Annotated in this window: 15 protein-coding genes; 3 read left to right on the top strand and 12 right to left on the bottom strand. The window is 61.2% G+C overall.

From position 1 onward, the window contains the following. Window positions 1-10 precede the first annotated feature (10 nt). The 5 genes from mutL to UB90_RS06790 form a co-directional block, all read right to left on the bottom strand. Window positions 11-1,942, bottom strand: coding sequence for a DNA mismatch repair endonuclease MutL (gene mutL / locus UB90_RS06810; protein ID WP_065325412.1), 1,932 nt, complete (start codon window positions 1,940-1,942; stop codon window positions 11-13). A 90-nt stretch (window positions 1,943-2,032) separates the two neighbouring features. Next, the gene (locus UB90_RS06805; protein WP_065325413.1) at window positions 2,033-2,959 is read right to left on the bottom strand and encodes a metal ABC transporter permease; all 927 of its coding nucleotides are present in this window, start codon (window positions 2,957-2,959) and stop codon (window positions 2,033-2,035) included. Beyond that, a complete protein-coding gene (locus UB90_RS06800) occupies window positions 2,960-4,162 on the bottom strand; it encodes a metal ABC transporter permease (protein ID WP_005649054.1) in 1,203 nt (400 codons plus the stop codon). A 37-nt stretch (window positions 4,163-4,199) separates the two neighbouring features. Beyond that, complete coding sequence (locus UB90_RS06795; RefSeq protein ID WP_065325414.1) at window positions 4,200-5,003, bottom strand: metal ABC transporter ATP-binding protein; 804 nt, start codon at window positions 5,001-5,003, stop codon at window positions 4,200-4,202. 1 nt (window position 5,004) lies between these two features. Further along, window positions 5,005-5,967: a metal ABC transporter solute-binding protein, Zn/Mn family gene (locus UB90_RS06790; RefSeq protein WP_065325415.1), complete on the bottom strand. Its 963-nt coding sequence runs from the start codon at window positions 5,965-5,967 to the stop codon at window positions 5,005-5,007. Window positions 5,968-6,179: 212 nt separating this feature from the next. On the opposite strand from UB90_RS06790, the gene deoC reads away from it, so the two are divergent. Next, window positions 6,180-7,244, top strand: a complete 1,065-nt coding sequence (deoC, locus tag UB90_RS06785; RefSeq protein ID WP_227512121.1) for a deoxyribose-phosphate aldolase — start codon at window positions 6,180-6,182, stop codon at window positions 7,242-7,244. A 10-nt stretch (window positions 7,245-7,254) separates the two neighbouring features. Beyond that, the gene (locus tag UB90_RS06780; RefSeq protein ID WP_065325416.1) at window positions 7,255-9,597 is read left to right on the top strand and encodes an aldehyde dehydrogenase family protein; all 2,343 of its coding nucleotides are present in this window, start codon (window positions 7,255-7,257) and stop codon (window positions 9,595-9,597) included. A gap of 83 nt (window positions 9,598-9,680) precedes the next feature. Here UB90_RS06780 and UB90_RS06775 read toward each other — a convergent pair whose 3' ends face one another. The 7 genes from UB90_RS06775 to UB90_RS06745 form a co-directional block, all read right to left on the bottom strand. Continuing rightward, window positions 9,681-11,054, bottom strand: a complete 1,374-nt coding sequence (locus UB90_RS06775; RefSeq protein ID WP_065331914.1) for a M16 family metallopeptidase — start codon at window positions 11,052-11,054, stop codon at window positions 9,681-9,683. Next, window positions 11,051-12,484, bottom strand: coding sequence for a M16 family metallopeptidase (locus UB90_RS06770; RefSeq protein ID WP_081285536.1), 1,434 nt, complete (start codon window positions 12,482-12,484; stop codon window positions 11,051-11,053). The genes UB90_RS06775 and UB90_RS06770 overlap by 4 nt, the downstream gene beginning before the upstream one ends. A gap of 134 nt (window positions 12,485-12,618) precedes the next feature. Then, complete coding sequence (locus UB90_RS06765) at window positions 12,619-13,125, bottom strand: DUF3035 domain-containing protein (RefSeq protein WP_009177511.1); 507 nt, start codon at window positions 13,123-13,125, stop codon at window positions 12,619-12,621. Between the two features lie 147 nt (window positions 13,126-13,272). Then, window positions 13,273-13,755, bottom strand: a complete 483-nt coding sequence (lspA, locus tag UB90_RS06760) for a signal peptidase II (protein ID WP_009177921.1) — start codon at window positions 13,753-13,755, stop codon at window positions 13,273-13,275. A gap of 17 nt (window positions 13,756-13,772) precedes the next feature. Further along, window positions 13,773-15,362, bottom strand: a complete 1,590-nt coding sequence (gene purH / locus UB90_RS06755; protein WP_009177399.1) for a bifunctional phosphoribosylaminoimidazolecarboxamide formyltransferase/IMP cyclohydrolase — start codon at window positions 15,360-15,362, stop codon at window positions 13,773-13,775. Window positions 15,363-15,386: 24 nt separating this feature from the next. Further along, on the bottom strand, window positions 15,387-17,132 hold the full coding sequence (locus UB90_RS06750) for a heparinase II/III family protein (RefSeq protein ID WP_065325418.1): 1,746 nt from the start codon (window positions 17,130-17,132) through the stop codon (window positions 15,387-15,389). A gap of 195 nt (window positions 17,133-17,327) precedes the next feature. Then, on the bottom strand, window positions 17,328-18,602 hold the full coding sequence (locus UB90_RS06745; RefSeq protein ID WP_065325419.1) for an RsmB/NOP family class I SAM-dependent RNA methyltransferase: 1,275 nt from the start codon (window positions 18,600-18,602) through the stop codon (window positions 17,328-17,330). 98 nt (window positions 18,603-18,700) lie between these two features. On the opposite strand from UB90_RS06745, the gene UB90_RS06740 reads away from it, so the two are divergent. Beyond that, the gene (locus UB90_RS06740) at window positions 18,701-18,895 is read left to right on the top strand and encodes a DUF1674 domain-containing protein (RefSeq protein WP_065325420.1); all 195 of its coding nucleotides are present in this window, start codon (window positions 18,701-18,703) and stop codon (window positions 18,893-18,895) included. The last annotated feature ends 102 nt before the right edge of the window (window positions 18,896-18,997 follow it).

Below are 18,997 nucleotides of genomic sequence, written 5' to 3'. Positions count from 1 at the left end.
CGGGGTTCCTTTAGCTGCGACCAAACAGGCGTTCGATGTCAGCGAGTTTGAGTTCAACATAGGTTGGACGGCCATGATTGCATTGGCCGGAATGCGGCGTCGCCTCCATCTCGCGCAAAAGCGCGTTCATCTCCTCGCCGCGCATCCGTCGACCGGACCGGATTGAGCCATGGCAGGCCACACGCGACAGGATCGCCTCCAGTCGCGCCTGCACCAGCTGGCTCTCGCCCTGATCGGCCAGTTCATCCAGAATGTCGCGGATCATCGCCTCGGCATTGACCTCGCCCAAGATGGCCGGGGTTTCGCGCACGGCCACGGCACTGCCGCCAAAGGCTTCGATCCCGAGACCGAATTTCGCCAGATCGTCGGCTACACCCAGCAGGCGCGCGCAATCGCCATCCGAGAGTTCGACAATCTCGGGGATCAAAAGGCCTTGGGTCGCAACGCCATTCTCGGCCATCTGATGTTTGAGTTTTTCATAGACCAATCGTTCGTGCGCGGCGTGTTGGTCGACGATCACCATACCGTCGCGGGTCTGAGCAATGATGTAATTCTCATGCACCTGCCCGCGCGCCGCGCCCAAAGGCAGATCCTCTACCGGGTGCGCTTCTGGCTCCGCTGCAGCGTCTTCGACCAGACGGCCACTGTAGGCGCAAGACATCTCGGCAAACCCGGCAGATTCCGCCGGTGGCGGCGCAGGATAGGACGGTGCGGGCGGCTGACCGGGGGCTTGCGCCGCGTAAGAACTGTTGCGTGCGCCCAGGGATGGCCGATCCATCTGATAGACCCTCGGCGCCCCCGTCACGGTGGGTTGCTCGGGCCGCATTGCGCCCAAGGTCGCCCCCGCCACAGTGCTGGAGGCACGATGCCCGGCCTCCGCCAGCGCATGGCGCAACGATGAGACAATTAAGCCCCGCGCCAGTCCGGGATCGCGAAACCGCACCTCCGATTTTGCCGGGTGGACGTTCACATCCACCAGAGTCGGATCGCAATCAATAAACAACGCCGCTGCAGGGTGGCGATCACGGCTGAGGAAGTCCATATAGGCCGCCCGAAGCGCGCCTGTGAGCATCTTGTCCTTCACCGGCCGCGTGTTCACGAACAGGAACTGCGTCACCGCAGCCCCGCGCGAATAGGTCGGCAGCGCCGCATAGCCATAAAGGCGGATGCCCTCGCGCGTCGCGTCGATCTTCAGCGCGTTCTCCGCAAATTCGCGACCAATCACATGCGCTAGCCGCCCATGCAGCGCATCAAAAAGATCGCCGCTCATGGGATCGGCGCGGAACGTCACGCGCCCTTCACCTCCGCCAGAGACATCGCGCAGGGTGAAGCCCACGGCAGGCTCGGCCATCGCAAGTCGCTTCACCGTGTCGGAAATCGCCTGCGTTTCGGCCCGGTCTGTGCGCATGAACTTCAGCCGTGCAGGCGTCGCAAAGAACAGATCGCGCAGCTCCACAATTGTGCCCTGCCGCAGCGCTGCCGGTTTGACCGGCTCCAGATGCCCACCCGCGACGCGGATCTGAGCCGCATCGCACCCTTCGGCCCGGCTCGTGATGGTGAGCCGCCCGACCGCACCCAAACTGGGCAGGGCCTCGCCGCGAAATCCAAAGGTGTGGATGTTCAGAAGATCCGAGCCGTCGATTTTCGACGTTGCATGGCGTGACAGTGCCAGCGGCAGATCCTCGGGTGTCATGCCACAGCCGTTGTCGATCACCCGGATCAGGGTCTTCCCGCCGTCAGCAATCTCTACCGTGATGCGGGTCGCCCCTGCGTCGATGGCGTTCTCCACCAATTCCTTGACGGCAGAAGCCGGGCGCTCAACCACCTCACCCGCCGCAATGCGGTTGATGGCGCTGTCATCAAGCTGGCGAATGACAGGCCGATGAGCCTCGGTCGCCTGTTGCACTGAGTTTTCGCTGATTTGGGGGTCGAGTGTAGCCATGACCCAAGATTTAGCATGAGGGCGCACGATTCTGCCACCCAGAATACGTGCTCCGAACAGCGCCTACAACGTGTCTCAGACGTTCGGCAACTACACGCCGGACGGCGCTCCGGCACGGGCTCGACAGGGGCCAACCAAGGCCGTAATTGCGAGGATCAGACCTGATACGGTCGCGATCATACCCGCAGCACTCACCGCATCGCCCATGCCGATCCAGATCGGTCCATACCCTGCAAATACATAGCCGATGATCGCCGACAGAGTGGCAAAGACGACGCTCCACGCGATCTGCACCTCCAACCGATTGGTCATCATTCGCGCCGCTGCGGGTGGGCAGATGAACATTGCGATCACGATGATCGACCCCACCGCATCAAAGGCCGCCACCGCTGCAATCGCGGCTGTGATGACCAGCGCCAGACCCAGCAAGTCCGTTCGCATCCCCATGGTGCGGGCGAAGCCTTCGTCAAAGGTTGAAATCTTCAAAGGTCGCCAGAACAGCGCGATAAAGCCAGCAACCACCACCAGCGTCGCTGCCATGCGAGGCAGTTCCACCGGCAGATAGGCCAGTGCCTCGGGGTCCAGAAGCGACCCCCAGCCTGTGCCGTCTAGCCAGATCAGGCTCTCCAGATTGCCGTAAAGCGCGTGTTCCACATCCAGATGCACCGAGGAGGTGTCGCTCTGTTCCAAGAGCAAAACACCCGCCGCAAAGAGTGTGGTGAAGACAACACCCATCGCCGCTCCGGGCTCGATCCGGCCCAAACGGCGGATACCTTCGATCATCACAACCGCGACCACCGCTGCGCCTGCCGCACCCAGCATCATCGGCCAGGTGGAAATTGCGCCGGTCAGCAGGAACGCCACGACGATGCCCGGCAAAGCCACATGGCTGATCGCGTCACCAATCAGTGCCTGTTTACGCAAGAGCAAAAAGTTCCCCGGCAGTGCGCAAGCCACCGCCGCAAAGATCCCGATCAAAAGCGGCGTAAGAGAGAGGGTGACAAATTCGCTGCCCATCTAACAGGCCTCCTTTGGAGTGCTGATCTTACGGTCAATCTCGGCGATCTGATCTGGCGTCAGGACAGTTTCAATCTCGCGGAGACCATCATAGAGCGCGGCGGCGGCCTCTTGCGCCTGATCGCGGCGCAGAATGTCCCAGCGATGTTCATCGCGAAGCGCCTTGGCCGCTCGCGCCCGGCCTGCTTTTGTGGCCACACCATCTGCCCGCACCAACCCGCGCTTACTCAGCAGCCGCAGCGTGAGGGGTTCGTAGATCGTCTGATCTTGTGCAAGTGCCAGAAGACCCTGACGAATATGCACCCGGCGTTGGAATTTTTGATGCCGAAGGACCGCAGCCAACACACCTCGGTTCGGCGCAACCAGCAGTGACAGAGCAAAAAGCGCAAAGCTCATTAATACAATGATCGGCCCTGTCGGCAGGTTCGGGGCAGACGCCGAGATTGCCGCCCCCAGATAGGCGGCCACCGCCCCCAGAACACCGGCAAGAATCACCACCTGATCCGCGCGCTCCGTCCAGAAACGGGCGGTGACTGGCGGGATAATCAGCAGCGCCACGATGAGGATCAGCCCCACCACCTTGAGACCCACCACCGTCACAGCCATCACCAGACCCATCATCAGCATGTCGACCTTGTCGACCGGCAGGCCGCGCGCGGCGGCATATTCGGGGTCAAAAGCCACCATTGTCATGGGGCGTCGCGTCAGCAGTATCAGAAACAGCACCGCCGCACCGCCTGCCGCAATCACCAGTGCATCAGAATAAAGCATGCCTGCGGTGGAGCCCAACAAGAACCCCTCGAGCCCGGCCTGGCGTCCGACCCCCAGCGTTTGAATGACCGTCAGCAACACCACGCCGAAACCAAAAAACACCGAGAGCACCGCGCCAATCGCGGCATCTTCGGCCAGCCGCGTGTTGCGTGTCAGCCAGTTCATGCACCAAAGCCCGATGCCAGCCGACACCGCAGAACCGATAAGCAACCCTGCAAGATTGCGGCCATCCCCACCCAGCGCCACGAGGACCAGGAACGCAACGCAGACGCCGGGCAGGGTGGCATGGCTCACGGCATCCGATACCAGCGCGCGCTTGCGCAGGAACAGGAAGGTGCCCGTGATCCCCGAAGCTGCGCCCAACAGCGCCGCTCCGATCGCCACCAATGTGGCGTTATACCCTAATTGCAGGAACAGTGCGTCGATCAGCATGCTCCGCCTTTCTCTTTCTGGATTGGTATTTCACCACTCACGCTGGCCGCACGATCTGTTCGATCTGTGCCGTTGCCAGCCGGCCACCATAGGCTGCTTGCAAACTCTCCGGCGTAAAGGCTTCCGCCACAGCGCCCTCGGCAACTTTGCGGGTATTGATCAGGAAGACATTGTCGAAATAGTCCTGCACCGTCGCCAAGTCGTGATGCACCACAACAACCGTTTTGCCTTCGGCCCTCAGGGCCTTGAGCACGCCAATAATGGCCTTTTCCGTTGCCGCATCCACGCCTGCAAACGGTTCATCCAGCAAGTAGAGATCCGCCCCCTGCGCCAGTGCGCGCGCAAGAAACACCCGCTGTTGCTGACCGCCGGAAAGCTGACCAATCTGTCGCTCGGCAAACTCGCTCATCCCGACACGTTCCAGACAGTCTCGCGCGATCTTGTGATGGGTGCCGCGAATGCGCCCCAGCAGCCCTAACTCGCGGTATAGCCCCATCATCACCACATCGATCACCCGCGTCGGGAAATCCCAATCGACCGAGGCGCGTTGGGGCACATAGGCGATGCGCGCGCGCTGATGATCCAGCGGACGGCCAAACACCTGCACCCGGCCCGACACCGGCGGCACAATGCCCAGCGCCGCTTTCAGGAGTGTGGATTTGCCAGCACCGTTTGGCCCGATGATTGCAGTCATCTGCCCCGGCACCACGGTCATATCAACGGAAAAAACTGCCGGTTTTTCGCCGTAGCTGACGGTCAGACCGCGGATCGCGAGCGGGCTTTGGTCCAGCCCTTCCTCTCGTGCGGTCTGACCGTTCTGGCTGGCAAGTGAAAGTTGCATGTTAGTGACCTGCCCCGAGTTTGCCGTCCATACCGCCGGTGGGCACATCCGCGCCCAGCGCACCGGCGATGGTGGTAAAGTTGTGATCGAGCATACCGACATAGGTGGCCTCATAGGTCCCATCCTGACCCATGGCGTCCGAAAACAGCTCGCCGCCGATCACGACGTCATGCCCTTTGGCCGCCGCCCCTTCCATCAATGCGCGCATGGAGCGATCCGCGACTGAGGTCTCGACAAACACGGCCTTAATTTGGCGCTCTACCAATACGTCGACCAACGCGCCAATCCGGTTCAAACCGGCCTCTGACTGCGTCGAGATGCCCTGAATGCCTAACACCTCAAAGCCGTAGTCGCGACCAAAATAGCCAAAGGCATCATGCGCGGTGACCAACACACGGTTGCTGTCTGGCACCCCGGCCACAACTTTGCGACCGTAGTCGGACAGGCGATCCAATTCCCCTAAATGCCGCTCCAAATTGGCTGCAAACAGATCCGCAGATTCCGGGCGTGCCTCGGTGAGGGCGCGTGCCACTTCGCGTACCACATGCTTCCACAGCTCCGGGCTCATCCAGACGTGCGGGTCGTATTTATCGGCGTAATCATCATGGCCACGCAGCAGGTCCTTTGGCATCGCTTCGGCCACTGCCACAACCTCGCGCTTACGTGCGAGCGAGTGGAAGAAATCCTCCATCTGCGCCTCAAGGTACAAACCGTGCCACAACACCAGATCTGCACGGGTCATCGCAGCAATATCGCTGCGGGTCTGGCGATAGGCGTGCGGATCAACACCCGCTCCCATCAAGGCGGTCACCTCGACCTCCGCAGCACCGATTTGACGGGCTGCATCGGCAATCATCCCGGTGGTCGCCACCACCGTCAGTGGTCCGTCAGAGGCTGCAACAGGTTTCGCAGCAAGGGCCACCATGGCCCCCATACCCAGAAGAGTGTGACGTCGGTTCAGCATAAAGGTGCTCCCTGCCCGCAAGATTCTCGTTTCGCCTACCCGCAATATGAGAACGATTCTCAACTTCGTCAATGAAAATGAGAATTATTCTCACAATATCTTTGATTTTTGTCCTCTTGGTAAAAAATGGAACGGGAAAACCTTTGGGAAACCTTGCATCAAAGCGGGGTGGCATGCGATTTTGGGTGTGAAACGTTCGAGGACTCCCACAAATGGACAGCCAAACTGCAGAAGACGGCACGCAGCCGCCGAACACCTCCGCTGCCAACCCGACCAGCAAGGCCACACCGCCTGCCGCGCAATCTGCCGCCCCTCAGGGTGCGACCCACAGCGATCTGCCCCGCAACCCCGGCATCGCGCTCGATCTGGATTGGGCTCTGGGCCTTGAGGCAAATACCTCCGCAATCGAACGCTGCTGTGCCAGCCTGCCCGGTCGTCGCTCGGTCAAGAAGGACTATCAGGCCGCGTGGCTGCTAAAGGCAATCAGCCTGATCGACCTCACGACGCTTTCAGGCGACGACACCGAGGCCCGCGTCCGCCGCCTTTGCGCCAAGGCGCGCCAACCCGTGCGCGCAGACATCCTGTCAGCACTGGGGATGGACAGCCTCACCACGGGTGCGGTCTGCGTCTACCACGACATGATCCCTGCTGCCGTGCGAGCGCTTCATGGCACCCAGATCCCTGTTGCAGCCGTCTCTACCGGGTTTCCGGCAGGTCTTTCGCCCTTCCACCTGCGGGTCGAAGAAATCCGCGAGAGCGTGCGGGCTGGTGCCAAGGAGATCGACATCGTGATTTCGCGCCGCCACGTTCTTTCGGGCAACTGGCAGGCGCTCTATGATGAGATGAAAGCCTTCCGCGAGGCGTGTGGGGATGCCCATGTAAAGGCCATCCTCGCCACCGGTGAACTTGGCACCCTGCGCAATGTCGCGCGGGCCTCAATGATCTGCATGATGGCGGGTGCAGATTTCATCAAGACCTCTACCGGCAAGGAAGGGGTGAATGCCACCCTACCGGTTTCGCTGGTGATGATCCGTGCCATTCGCGACTACTATGAACGCACTGGTTTCCATGTCGGCTACAAGCCCGCAGGCGGCATCTCCAAGGCCAAGGATGCCCTAGTTTACCTCAGCCTGATGAAAGAGGAACTGGGCAACCGCTGGCTGCAACCGGACCTCTTCCGCTTTGGCGCATCCAGCCTGCTGGGCGATATCGAACGTCAGCTCGAACACCATGTGACCGGCGCTTACTCCGCTGGCTACCGCCACCCGATGGCGTGAGGACCAATAGATGACAATCAAAGAGATTTTTGACACCATGGACTATGGCCCCGCCCCCGAAAGCGCCGCAGAGGCCCTCGCTTGGCTGGTCGATCAGGGAAGCCAGTTCGGTCACTTTATCAATGGTAGCTTCACCGCTCCGGGCCAAACCTTCGAGAGCAAAAACCCCGCAACCGGCGAGGTACTGGCAGAGCTGACGCAAGCGACACAAAAAGACGTAGACGCCGCTGTCAAAGCTGCCCGCGCCGCGCAAGGGGCTTGGGCCGCGATGGGTGGCTCTGGCCGTGCGACATATCTCTATGCCATTGCGCGTCTTTTGCAAAAGCACAGCCGCCTCTTTGCGGTGCTCGAAACACTCGACAACGGCAAGCCGATCCGCGAGAGCCGCGACATCGATATTCCGCTGGTGCAGCGTCATTTCTACCATCACGCAGGCCACGCGCAGCTGATGGATGAGGAAATGTCGGGTCGGGAGGCGCTTGGCGTCTGCGGTCAGATCATCCCGTGGAACTTCCCGCTCCTGATGCTGGCATGGAAAGTCGCGCCCGCGCTGGCGATGGGCAACACGGTGGTCCTGAAACCGGCTGAATATACGTCGCTCACCGCGCTGCTGTTTGCCGACATCTGCCGTCAGGCGGGCCTGCCCAAGGGCGTTGTGAACATCATTACCGGCGATGGTGCCGTGGGCGAAATGATCGTTAATGCGGACGTGGACAAAATCGCCTTTACCGGCTCCACCTCGGTGGGGCGCAAGATCCGCGAAGCAACTGCAGGCACCGGCAAGGCGTTGACCCTGGAGTTGGGCGGCAAGAGCCCCTACATCGTGTTTGACGACGCCGATCTGGACAGCGCCATTGAGGGGCTGGTGGATGCGATCTGGTTCAATCAAGGTCAGGTCTGCTGCGCCGGGTCGCGCCTTTTGGTGCAGGAAGGTGTCGCAGAACGCTTCCACCAGAAACTGCGCGCGCGGATGAAAACCCTGCGTCTGGGTGATCCGCTCGACAAATGCATCGATGTGGGCGCAGTGGTGGATCCGGTTCAACATGCGGAAATCACCCGCATGGTCGCCTCTGCGAAAAACTGCACCGTGCATCAAACCGCAGTTAATATGCCTGCCAAGGGCTGCTTCTTCCCGCCCACCCTCATTGAGGGCCTCTCACCCGCTGATACGTTGATGCAGGAAGAGATCTTTGGCCCGGTGCTGGTCTCTACCACCTTCCGCACCCCTGCTGAGGCTGTCGAACTGGCGAACAACACCCACTACGGGTTGGCCGCGACACTCTGGACCGAGAACGTGAACCTCGCCCTCGATATCGCACCTAAACTGGTTGCGGGCGTGGTCTGGGTCAATGGCACCAATATGTTCGACGCCGCCGCCCCCTTTGGCGGCGTACGCGAAAGCGGCTTTGGCCGCGAAGGTGGCGTCGAAGGCCTGATGGCCTACACCAAACCCACAGGCGCGTTGGACACGCTGAACCCTGTTGGGGCCTTTGAAGGCGACGACAAAGGTGCGGCACCCGCGGGCATCGACCGCACCGCCAAGATGTTCATCGGTGGCAAACAAACCCGCCCCGACAGCGGCTATTCCAAATCCGTCTACGGCCCCAAAGGCGACCTGCTGGGCCACGTCGGCGCTGGCAGCCGCAAGGACGTCCGTAACGCGGTTGAGGCCGCAAACGCCGCCAAAGGCTGGGCCAAGACCACCGGGCACTTGCGGGCGCAGATCCTCTATTATCTGGCCGAAAACCTCGCAGCTCGTGCGGGTGAATTCGCCGCCCGCATTGATGCGATGACAGGCAAAGGCGACGGCACAGTGGAGGTCGAAGCCTCGCTGCAACGGCTGTTTTCTGCTGCTGCATGGGCCGATAAATACGACGGGCTGGCGCATGGCGTGCCAATCCGGGGCGTCGCGCTTGGCATGAAAGAACCGGTTGGCACCATTGGTGTTCTCTGCGCCGATGAAGCCCCGCTTCTGGGTCTGATTTCGGCGATGGCCCCTGCAATTGCGATGGGCAACCGTGTGGTGCTGGCGGCGTCTCAGGCCTTCCCGTTGGCGGCCACCGACCTCTATCAGGTGCTTGAGACGTCAGATGTCCCTGCGGGTGTGGTGAATATCCTTACCGGCGCGCACAAGGACCTTGGCGACACTATGGCCAAACATCTCGATATCGACGCGGTCTGGAGCTTCTCTTCCACCGACCTGTCAAAGATGATCGAGGCCGCATCTGCTGGCAATCTCAAGCGCACATGGGTCAACAATGGCCGCGCCTTTGACTGGTCGCGCGACCAATCCAAACGCTTCTTGCAGGCCGCAACCGAAGTGAAAACCGTGTGGATTCCCTACGGCGAGTAACACTTCGTCCCCAACACAGAAAAAACGGCGCGGCTCCCATTTGGAACCGCGCCGTTTTTGTTTCAGGGATGTTTGCCCAGTGCTTAGTTCGTAGACTTCAGCCCTTCGGGCTCTCCAACCACCACGAACCGCAGCCCCTCGGGGTCCAGCAGCTCTTTGGCGATCCGGTTCACGTCATCCAGGGTCACCGCCTCAACCTTTTCGTTGCGGGTGACCACATAGTCGGTGGGCAGGTCATCCATCTGCATCGACACAAGGATCGCAGCGATCTGACTATTGCCGTTGAAGCGCAAAGGATAGGCCCCGGTCAGATAGGTCTTGGCATCCTGCAGCTCCGCTTCGGTCACACCGCCGTCCACCAAGGCCTGCCACTGGTCGCGCACAACGCCGACCGCTTCTGCCATCTTCTCATTGGCAGAGGCAAAAGATCCCATGTAGGTCGAGGCCAGATCACGCGGCACCAAATAGCTATAGGCTCCATAGGTGAGGCCGCGTTTGGTGCGCACTTCCTGCATCAGGCGCGTCTCAAATGATCCACCACCGAGGATCTGGTTCAGCACATAAGCGGCAAAGAAATCCGGATCATTACGGTCGATCCCCTTCTGCCCGAAGAGCGCCACAGACTGCGGCGTGGCAAAGGGCACTACCGTGGTGCCACCTGTCAGCAGCACCTCTGCCGGGCCGGGCATCGGCGCCCCCTCGGCGGGCAAATCGCCCAGCAATTCGTCCAGCAGCGCGCCCAGCTCTTCGGGTGTGATATCACCAACCGCGCTTACGTACAGACGGTCACGGGAAAAAACAGCCTCATGGGCGGCAAACATGTCCTGACGGGTCAGCGCCGAGACGCTCTCCACCGTGCCCTTACCATCGGAGCCATAAGGGTGGTCGCCAAATGCCAGCTTACCAAAGGTCTTGCCCGCAATCGCATTGGGATCGGTCTGATCAGAGCGCAGCCCCACCAGAACCTGTGCCCGCACGCGGTCCAGCGCATCCTGATCGAAACGTGGCTCTTGAATGGTCTGGCGCAAAAGCTCCATCACCTCATCGCGGTTTTCGGTCAGAAAACTGGCGGAGATCGCGACCATGTCCTTGTCGGCGTCATAAGAAAAATTGGCCGCCAAAGCCTCCACAGCGCGGGCGTAGTCCTGCGCGCGCAGTTCTCCTGCTCCCTCTTCCAACAGGCCGCCCATCAGATGCACGGCCCCGCGTTTGCCGGGTGCGTCCAGTGATGTGCCGCCGCGAAACCGCAGTTCCAAGGCAGAGAAGGGAATGCTGTGATCTTCGACCAGCCACGCCTTAATCCCGCCGGGAGATGTGACTTCTTTGATGTCGATCTCAGCCCGCGCCATCTGCGCGGCAAAAAGCACTGCAACCCCAACCAACAGCGCCAGAATGGCACGTTTTAGCGGGCGCAGATCAACTGCGCGCGCGCGGGCGGATGTTATATTCCGGCTCATTGGTCAGCCTCCTGCTGGCTTTGGATCAGGTAACCGGTGACAGATGCCTCGGGCCGCAATACCTCGCGGGCGACGGCAATAATCTCATCCTCAGTGATAGATTGCAGCACGCGCGGCCAATCCTGCACATCCTCAACCGTCAGCCCCGAGGTGAGCGCGCGGCCATAGCGGTTGGCAATGCGGTCCACATCGTCCCGAGCATAGATTTCTGAGGCGCGCAGCTGCAGCTTGATACGCTCAAGCTTTTGGCTATCGACACCTGTCGCGAGGAACTGCTGCACGCTGCGATCAAGCGCCGCCTCGGCCTCTTCGAGGGTCACCCCATCAGCGGGGACAATCACAAAATCAAAGGTGGTGTCATCCAGCGACACACCAGAATAGAAGGCCGCCGTATAAACCGCCAGTTGCTGTTCAAACTGTAGTGCATTGGCCAGATAGGATGTGGTTCCCCCACCCAGGAGCTGCGAGAGCAGATAGAGCGCAGCGGCCTTTTCCTGACTGCCGCTGTCACGCTCAGGCGCCAGATAGGATCGCTGTACATAAGGTTGCGAGACCCGCGCATCGGCAAAAGTCAGACGCCGCGCTGCGGTTTGCGGTGGCTCCTCGCTGCGCAACCGTTCCGGAAGATCTGGATTGGCCGGGATCACACCATAGTAGGTCTCGGCGAGCTTGCGCACCTCGTCGGGTTTCACATCACCAGACACCACAAGGATTGCGTTATTGGGCGCGTAATAGGTGCCGTAGTAGGATAGTGCGTCCTCCATCGACAGGGTTTCCATCTCGTGCCGCCAGCCGATCACCGGCTGACTGTACCGATGGTTCAGGTATTGCACCGCCCGCATCTGTTCACGAAACAATGCAGTGGGATCATTGTCGGTGCGCTGGTTGCGTTCTTCGAGGATCACCTCGCGCTCGGTCACGATATCGGTCTCAGTGAGGCGCAGATTGCGCATCCTATCCGCTTCCATCTGCATCATCAGCTCCAGCCGATCTGCTGCAACACGCTGAAAATAAGCCGTGTAATCATAGCTGGTGAAGGCATTGTCGCGACCACCGTTACGCGCAACTGTCGCCGACAGCTCGCCCGCGTCCAGCGTATCGGTGCCCTTGAACAGAAGGTGTTCGAGGAAGTGGGCAACACCGCTTTGCCCCACGGGCTCATCGGCAGAGCCCGCACGATACCAGACCATATGCTGCACCACAGGGGCGCGATGATCTTCGACCACCACCACCATCATCCCGTTCTCAAGCGTGAAGGTGGTGACCATCTCAACGCCGGTTTGCTCGGATTTAGGTGCCGCGTCACTTGCCGGAGACGCCTCCTGCGCGGAAAGCACAGGCGCGCCAAGGCCCGCTGCCATCACAAGGGCACAAAGCGCACCCCGCCAGCTGGCCCGCAGCCCGGACGGAATCGCTGCCTCAGATGTCATATGTTCTATCCTCCAGATCGGTCCCCCGAGCGCGCGCAATGGCACGGCCCGGCGCAGAGTCGTTTTGGCCTGCTGCGCATCAAATTACGGTGCCGACCGTCAGCCACAAGACGGTTTGCCGAAATTGTGAAGGATTATTCGCCTTTTGGCGGTGAAGACGGGGTCGGAACCCCGGCGCGACGGTAGGCTGTGCTAACATCTTGCGGATCGAGTGCTTCTCGCTCGTAGGTTTCAGCGTAGCGATCCACGGGGAAGAGCTTGATATTGGCGAGGATACCCGCCCGCTTGCGCCGCTTTGTATCCTCAGCAGTCAGCGTTTCCCGAATGTCGCCCTGCACGCCGTGGCGGCTTGCGGCTGTCACCAGTGCGCCATCAGAGGCCGGAATACCCGCACCGCTGGGTCGCCCGCCCAGCGCCACGATGGCCTCGGCCTGCGGGTTGCGGTCGGTGCGATTGCTGCCACCGGGGGTCGGTTGCGGCAGTGCGGCATAGCTTTCGGGTTGTTCCAGCGGCTTGTTGGGCAGCACGAGGAACTCGTCCGGCGTGTTGCGACGTGCATCAAGATCATGCAGCGGCTTGTTGGCACAAGCAGCCACCAGCAGAACGGAACTCAAGATGATCGGTGCAGTCACAAAGCGCATGGGGCGCGGTCCTTCTCGTGCATGTCGCGCAACAGTCAGAACCCGTTAAGCGCGCCTCAGACATGCGTTATCAATGAGTTGAAGCGAGATGCCAGAGCCCCGCGCTTCAGACGTTCTCAACACCTCTAGCGCAAATCACGCAGGAGGTCACGCGGGCTTTTTCGCCCGCCCCTCAAACAGGATCAACCCCGCCGCACCACCAAAAACAAATATATCGGCGACGTTAAACACATAAGGGTTATTGAACCCGCAGCAGGACATATTCAGGAAGTCCAGCACATAGCCGTACAGCACCCGATCCAGTACGTTGCCCAGCGCGCCGCCAATCACCAGCCCGGCACTGATGAGCATCATCCGGCTGTTTGAATGGCTGCGGCGCACCCATATGAACACCGCAGCACAGATCACCAGCGAGATCGCGATCAAGATCCAGCGGCTGGAGTCGCCACCATCGTTGAACAGTCCAAAGTTGATGCCCCGATTTTCGCCGTAGCGAAAGTTCAGGAGCGGCGGAGCCACGTCAATGCGCAGCAGGTTCACCAGATCAAGGCCGAACACGACCCCGATCTTGGTGGCCTGATCAACGATCAGCGCAAAGAGGGCCGCAAAGTATAGCGCGTAGCTCCGCATATCAAACTGCTCCGGGATCAGTGACGGAAGTGGCGCATGCCGGTGAAGACCATCGCAAGGCCCGCTTCATTCGCGGCCTTGATGACCTCATCATCGCGCATCGACCCACCGGGCTGAATGACGCAGGTTGCGCCATTTGCCGCCGCTTCCATCAGACCATCCGCAAAGGGGAAAAACGCATCCGAAGCCACGGCAGAACCTTTGGCAAGGCTTTCTGGCAGCTCCATCGCATCCGCCATCCGCTGCGCCTTGACGCCTGCGATCGTGGCCGAGTCCACGCGACTCATCTGACCGGCGCCGACGCCAACGGTCTGGCCGTCTTTCACATAGACAATCGCGTTGGATTTCACGTGTTTGGCGACTTTCCACGCAAACAGCAGATCCGCCATTTGCTCATCGGTCGGCGCTTTTTCGGTCACCACCTTGAGGTCATCCATGGCGCGGTGGCCAACGTCCTTGTCCTGCACCAGCATCCCGCCAGAGACCTGACGGGTGGTCAGACCTGCGTCCTGCGGATTGGGCAAGCCATCGGTGATCAGCAGGCGTAAGTTTTTCTTCGCCGCAAAGATGGCCTTGGCCTCATCAGAGGCCCCCGGCGCAATCACCACTTCGGTAAAGATCTGGGTGATCGCCTCGGCGGTTGCCGCGTCAAGCGGCATATTGAGCGCCACAATGCCGCCAAAGGCAGAGGTGCGGTCGCAGTCGAACGCCTTGTTATAGGCCTCCAGCAGGGTTGCGCCGCGCGCCACGCCGCAGGGGTTGGCGTGTTTGATGATCGCCACAGCCGGGCCGTCGGCAGGTGCGAATTCACTCACCAGTTCAAAGGCCGCATCGGTGTCGTTGATGTTGTTGTAGGAGAGTTCCTTGCCCTGCAACTGCTGGGCGGTCGCCACGCCAACGCGCTCGGTGCCATCGGTGTAGAAGGCCGCGTCCTGGTGCGGGTTCTCACCATAGCGCAGCGTCTGTGCAATCTGACCGGCAAAAGCGCGGCGGCGCGGTGCCTCAAGGCCAATCGCACCGGCCATCCAGTTTGAAACGGCGGCATCATAGGCAGCCGTGCGCGCATAGGCGTTCTGCGCCAGCCACTGACGGAAGGCAAAGGAGGTCTGGCCGTCGTTCTGGTCCAGCTCTTCCAGCAGCACGCCGTAGTCTTCGACATCGACCACGGTGTTGACGAACGCGTGGTTCTTGGCCGCCGCGCGGATCATCGCGGGGCCGCCAATGTCGATGTTCTCGATCATTTCGTCATAGGCCGCGCCCCGCTTCAGCGCCGCTTCAAACGGGTAAAGGTTCACCACCAACAGGTCGATCTCGCCGATGCCATGCTCGGTCATCGCCGCCACATGGGCGTCATTGTCGCGCAGCGCCAGCAGACCGCCATGCACCATTGGATGCAGGGTTTTCACACGACCGTCCATCATTTCCGGAAAGCCGGTCACATCAGAGACATCCCGAACGGCGAGACCCGCATCACGCAGCGCTTTTGCAGTGCCACCGGTCGAGAGCAGTTCAACCCCGCGCTCAGCGAGGGATTTGCCCAGCTCGATCAGCCCGGTTTTGTCAGAGACGGACAGAAGGGCGCGGCGGACGGGGTGGAGGTCGGTCATCGGTGTCAGAATCCTTGTTCAGGTTCACTCTTCGTAAGCCATGGGTTCGTCGCGGGCCAGATCGCGCACGGCCACGGCCGTTTCCTGCGCCTTGCTGAGGGTCCAGCGGATCTGGGTCGCGTATTGAATGGCCCGGCCCGACAGGACAATTTGCAGCGATTGACGCGGCTTCAAGCGGGTTTTTTCCAGGTAAACGCTGGTTTCCAGCTTCAGGTCGCATTGACCATCGTGACGGAATACCCAGATTTCCCCACTCTTGAGCGCCATGGATACTGCCGCGCCCCCTAAGTCAAGGGCTGCGTCCACATCCGGGTGCAAATGGAACCGTAAATCATAGCCGATGCCCTTCAGGCCGCCTGCATCCAGCGCCTTATCAAAGCGTTTCTTGGCCGCACCATCCAGCGCCAGCACCATGTCTTCGCCAGCAACAGTGCGCCCATCCACCGACAGTTCCAGTGACCGCGCCACCGTCACACCAAAATGTTTGGCATAGCCATCATGGGCACCTTGAAAACGATAGCCGTCATCCAGATCGTCCCGCTCGATCGGCACCTCGGTGGGGGGCTCGATCAGGAACTCATGGCCGGTGCCTTTCTGTGGTGCGGCCAGCCGCGCGCTGGAATGCCCCTCCACACACAAAGCGGAATGCGACGGCGTGGCCCGCCCGGCTCGACGCCACTCCAGCCCGAAGTTCTCGCCCGCGCCGCAGTTCACGATCAACGGGCGTCGCCCCGAGGTCAGCTCGAACGCCAATGTGGAGGCATGCGCATTATACGATGCCTTGCCAACCGGCGGCACATTGGCATCGACAATGATCGAGGTGCGCCGCGCCGAAAGCCGCGCAAACCCCATTGCCAGCCCTTCATACGCTCTTGCCGGAACATGCGAGGCGGCCAGCGCATGATCGAGCCAGCCCTCCTGTCCACGCCCACCGCCATGAAACCGCGCCAATGCGCCATCGCTGTGACGCAGGGCACGCAATGTCGGCGCGATCCGATCCAAGGCTGCGTGATGCTCGCGCGGCACAGACCGCCCCGCCTCATGCAGCGCAGCCGCCGCCCAAGTGAGCAGCGTGAACACATCCAGCAGTTCTTCGGGATTGCGGGTGGGCAGGCCCCCATCGGCATTGATCAGAACCGCACAATCCTGAGAGAGCGCTTTGACCGCCGGGTCCGCCAAGTCCTCGCAGCCTTTGAGCGCAAGCCCTGCATAAATCAGTCCGGTCAGCGCCTCAAAGCGTGGCAAGCCGGGGGATGCCCCCTTCCAGCGCTGCGCGAGGAACCAGGTTTGCTGGGACAGTGAGCGGTAAAAGGCGTCAGAGGTGGTTTTGTCCTGACCACTCAACAGAAATAGCGCGTGGTTGATCCATCGAATCACCCGCCGCCCGGTCAGATCCGGCGACCAACCGGGACCCGCGCCCTTGCCGAACTCATCAATCCAACCCCAGACCCAATGCTGCGCCTTCTTGCGCGCCCTGAGATCTCCCACGGCAGCCAGATCGTCCAGCCATGTGCAGCCCTGCCGCTCTGCCTCAAAGGCAAAATCAGGCGCGTCCACATCCCATAGTCCCGTGGTGTCGCTTTCAACCAGATACCCCGCAAACAACAGGTTCCCCGCAACGAGCTGCCGCCCACGCGCGAAACTGCCAATAGTGCGCGGCTCCGGCTGGGAAACAAACCCCGTGGCCGCAGGCTGCTTGCGCGCCTTCCAGGCGGTATAACGGTTCAGCAGCCGCGTGCCGCGACTGGCCATTCGATCATATCTGGACATGCACTCTTGCCTCACACGCCTTTGGCGTTTTGGCCAGAGGATAACGCGCCTGCCGCCGGGTGTCATGCGCTCTCTGCCCTCTGTGGGGCATCACGGCAAACTCTCCCGCCCGTCGCCGGATCATGCAGAGATGATCCGCTCCCGTTGGGCCCGGCGCCCTTCGGGCGCAGGCGGTGGCGGTTCTGATCGTTGCGATTAATGCTCAGCCTTGATGAGTTCCGCCATGTAGAACCCGTCCATGCCTCCGATCTCGGGCCAGTAATCCGGCCGAAGACGCAGGCCGCCTTCCTCGGTGATCCACGCCGGATCAATGCCTTCGAGTATTTGAACCCTGTCGCCGATCCGGGCCTCGGGGAACATCTCCAATGCATCTTCGATCTGGCACTCGCCCTCATCCGGCAACAAAGAACAGGTGCAATAGACCAGCCGCCCGCCGGGCCGCACCAATGTCCACGCATGCGCCAGCATCTGCGCCTGCAACTCGATCAAGGCGCCAAAACCGGCGCCATCCTTAGCGTGAGGCAGATCCGGGTGGCGGCGGATGGTGCCTGTCGCGGAACAGGGCGCATCCAGCAGAACCGCATCATATTGCCCCTTCTGCGCAAGCACATCACCCGCGATCACATGCGCCGAAAACCCGGTGCGGGTCAGGTTCTCTTGCAGACGCGCCAGACGGCCCTCGGATATATCAACCGCCGTCACATCGGCCCCCGCCGCGGCCATCTGCAACGTCTTGCCCCCCGGTGCCGCACAGAGATCGAGCACCCGTTCACCTGCCTGCGCATGGATCAAACGGGCAGGAAGCGCTGCGGCTGCGTCCTGCACCCACCAATCGCCTTGCTCATAGCCCGGCAATGCCGAGACCTGCCCCGCGTCATCCAATCGCAAACTACCTGTCGGGGTTGGCTTGCCCCCCAACGCCGAGAGATCCGCGCCCGGTTTAAAGCTCAGATCAAGCGGAGCGCCCTTCAAATGCGCGGCCTCGATGGCAAGCATCGCATCACTGCCCCATGCTTGCGCCAACGGGCTGCGCAGCCATTTTGGCAATCGTGGCACGCGCAGTTTGGCCCACTCGGTCGGGCCATCCGTCGCCACTTTGCGCAGAACCGCGTTGACCAGCCCCTTGAGCTGTGCGTGACGGCGATGACGCGCCACCAGATTGACGATATCGTTCACCACCCCATGCGCAGCCCCACCAGAACACAGCTCCACCGTTCCCAGACGCAATGCGTTTCTGACATGAAGCGCGGGGGGCTTGCGCAGATGTTTCGCCAGCACCCGATCCGCGCGTTCGAGGGAACGCAGCACTTCCAGCGCCAATCTCTGCGCGCGCGCGCGATCCGCAGGCTCCAGCCGCTCCAGCACCTGCGTTTGACACTCTGCAAGCAAAAGCCCCTCGCCCAGAACCTTATCAAGAAGCGTCACAGCCGCACGGCGTGCGTCAGAGGCAGATGTGGGGCGGTCGGACATGGGGGATGGCTCCTGATCGGGGATCGGCTTGTCCATAGCGGACGCGGGCGTATATCATGGTGTCAGAATAAAGAAACCCACCCTGCGGAGAAGCCCCCATGAGTGACGCCCCCGAATCCCAACGGGCAAAGGAACTGCCCGCAGCCGCCCAACGCGCCCTTGCCGAGGCAGAAGAACGCCGCAAGGCCCGTGAGGCGCAACATCCTCAGCCAACTGAACTGGGGGGGCGTGATGGCCCCGATCCCGCTCGCTATGGTGATTGGGAGAAAAAAGGCATTGCGATTGATTTTTGAGTTTAGCGGATCAGGGGCGCTGCCCCTCGCGCCCTTTTGGGCGCTCACCCCGGGATATTTCAGGTTAGAAGAGCGATGAGCGCATCATCTTTTTTCAAATAC

The organism is Tritonibacter mobilis (genome assembly GCF_001681715.1).
In the GTDB taxonomy this organism is placed as follows: domain Bacteria; phylum Pseudomonadota; class Alphaproteobacteria; order Rhodobacterales; family Rhodobacteraceae; genus Epibacterium; species Epibacterium mobile.
Note: the sequence above shows the minus strand (reverse complement) of the source record. Positions and strands in the feature narration are given on the sequence as shown.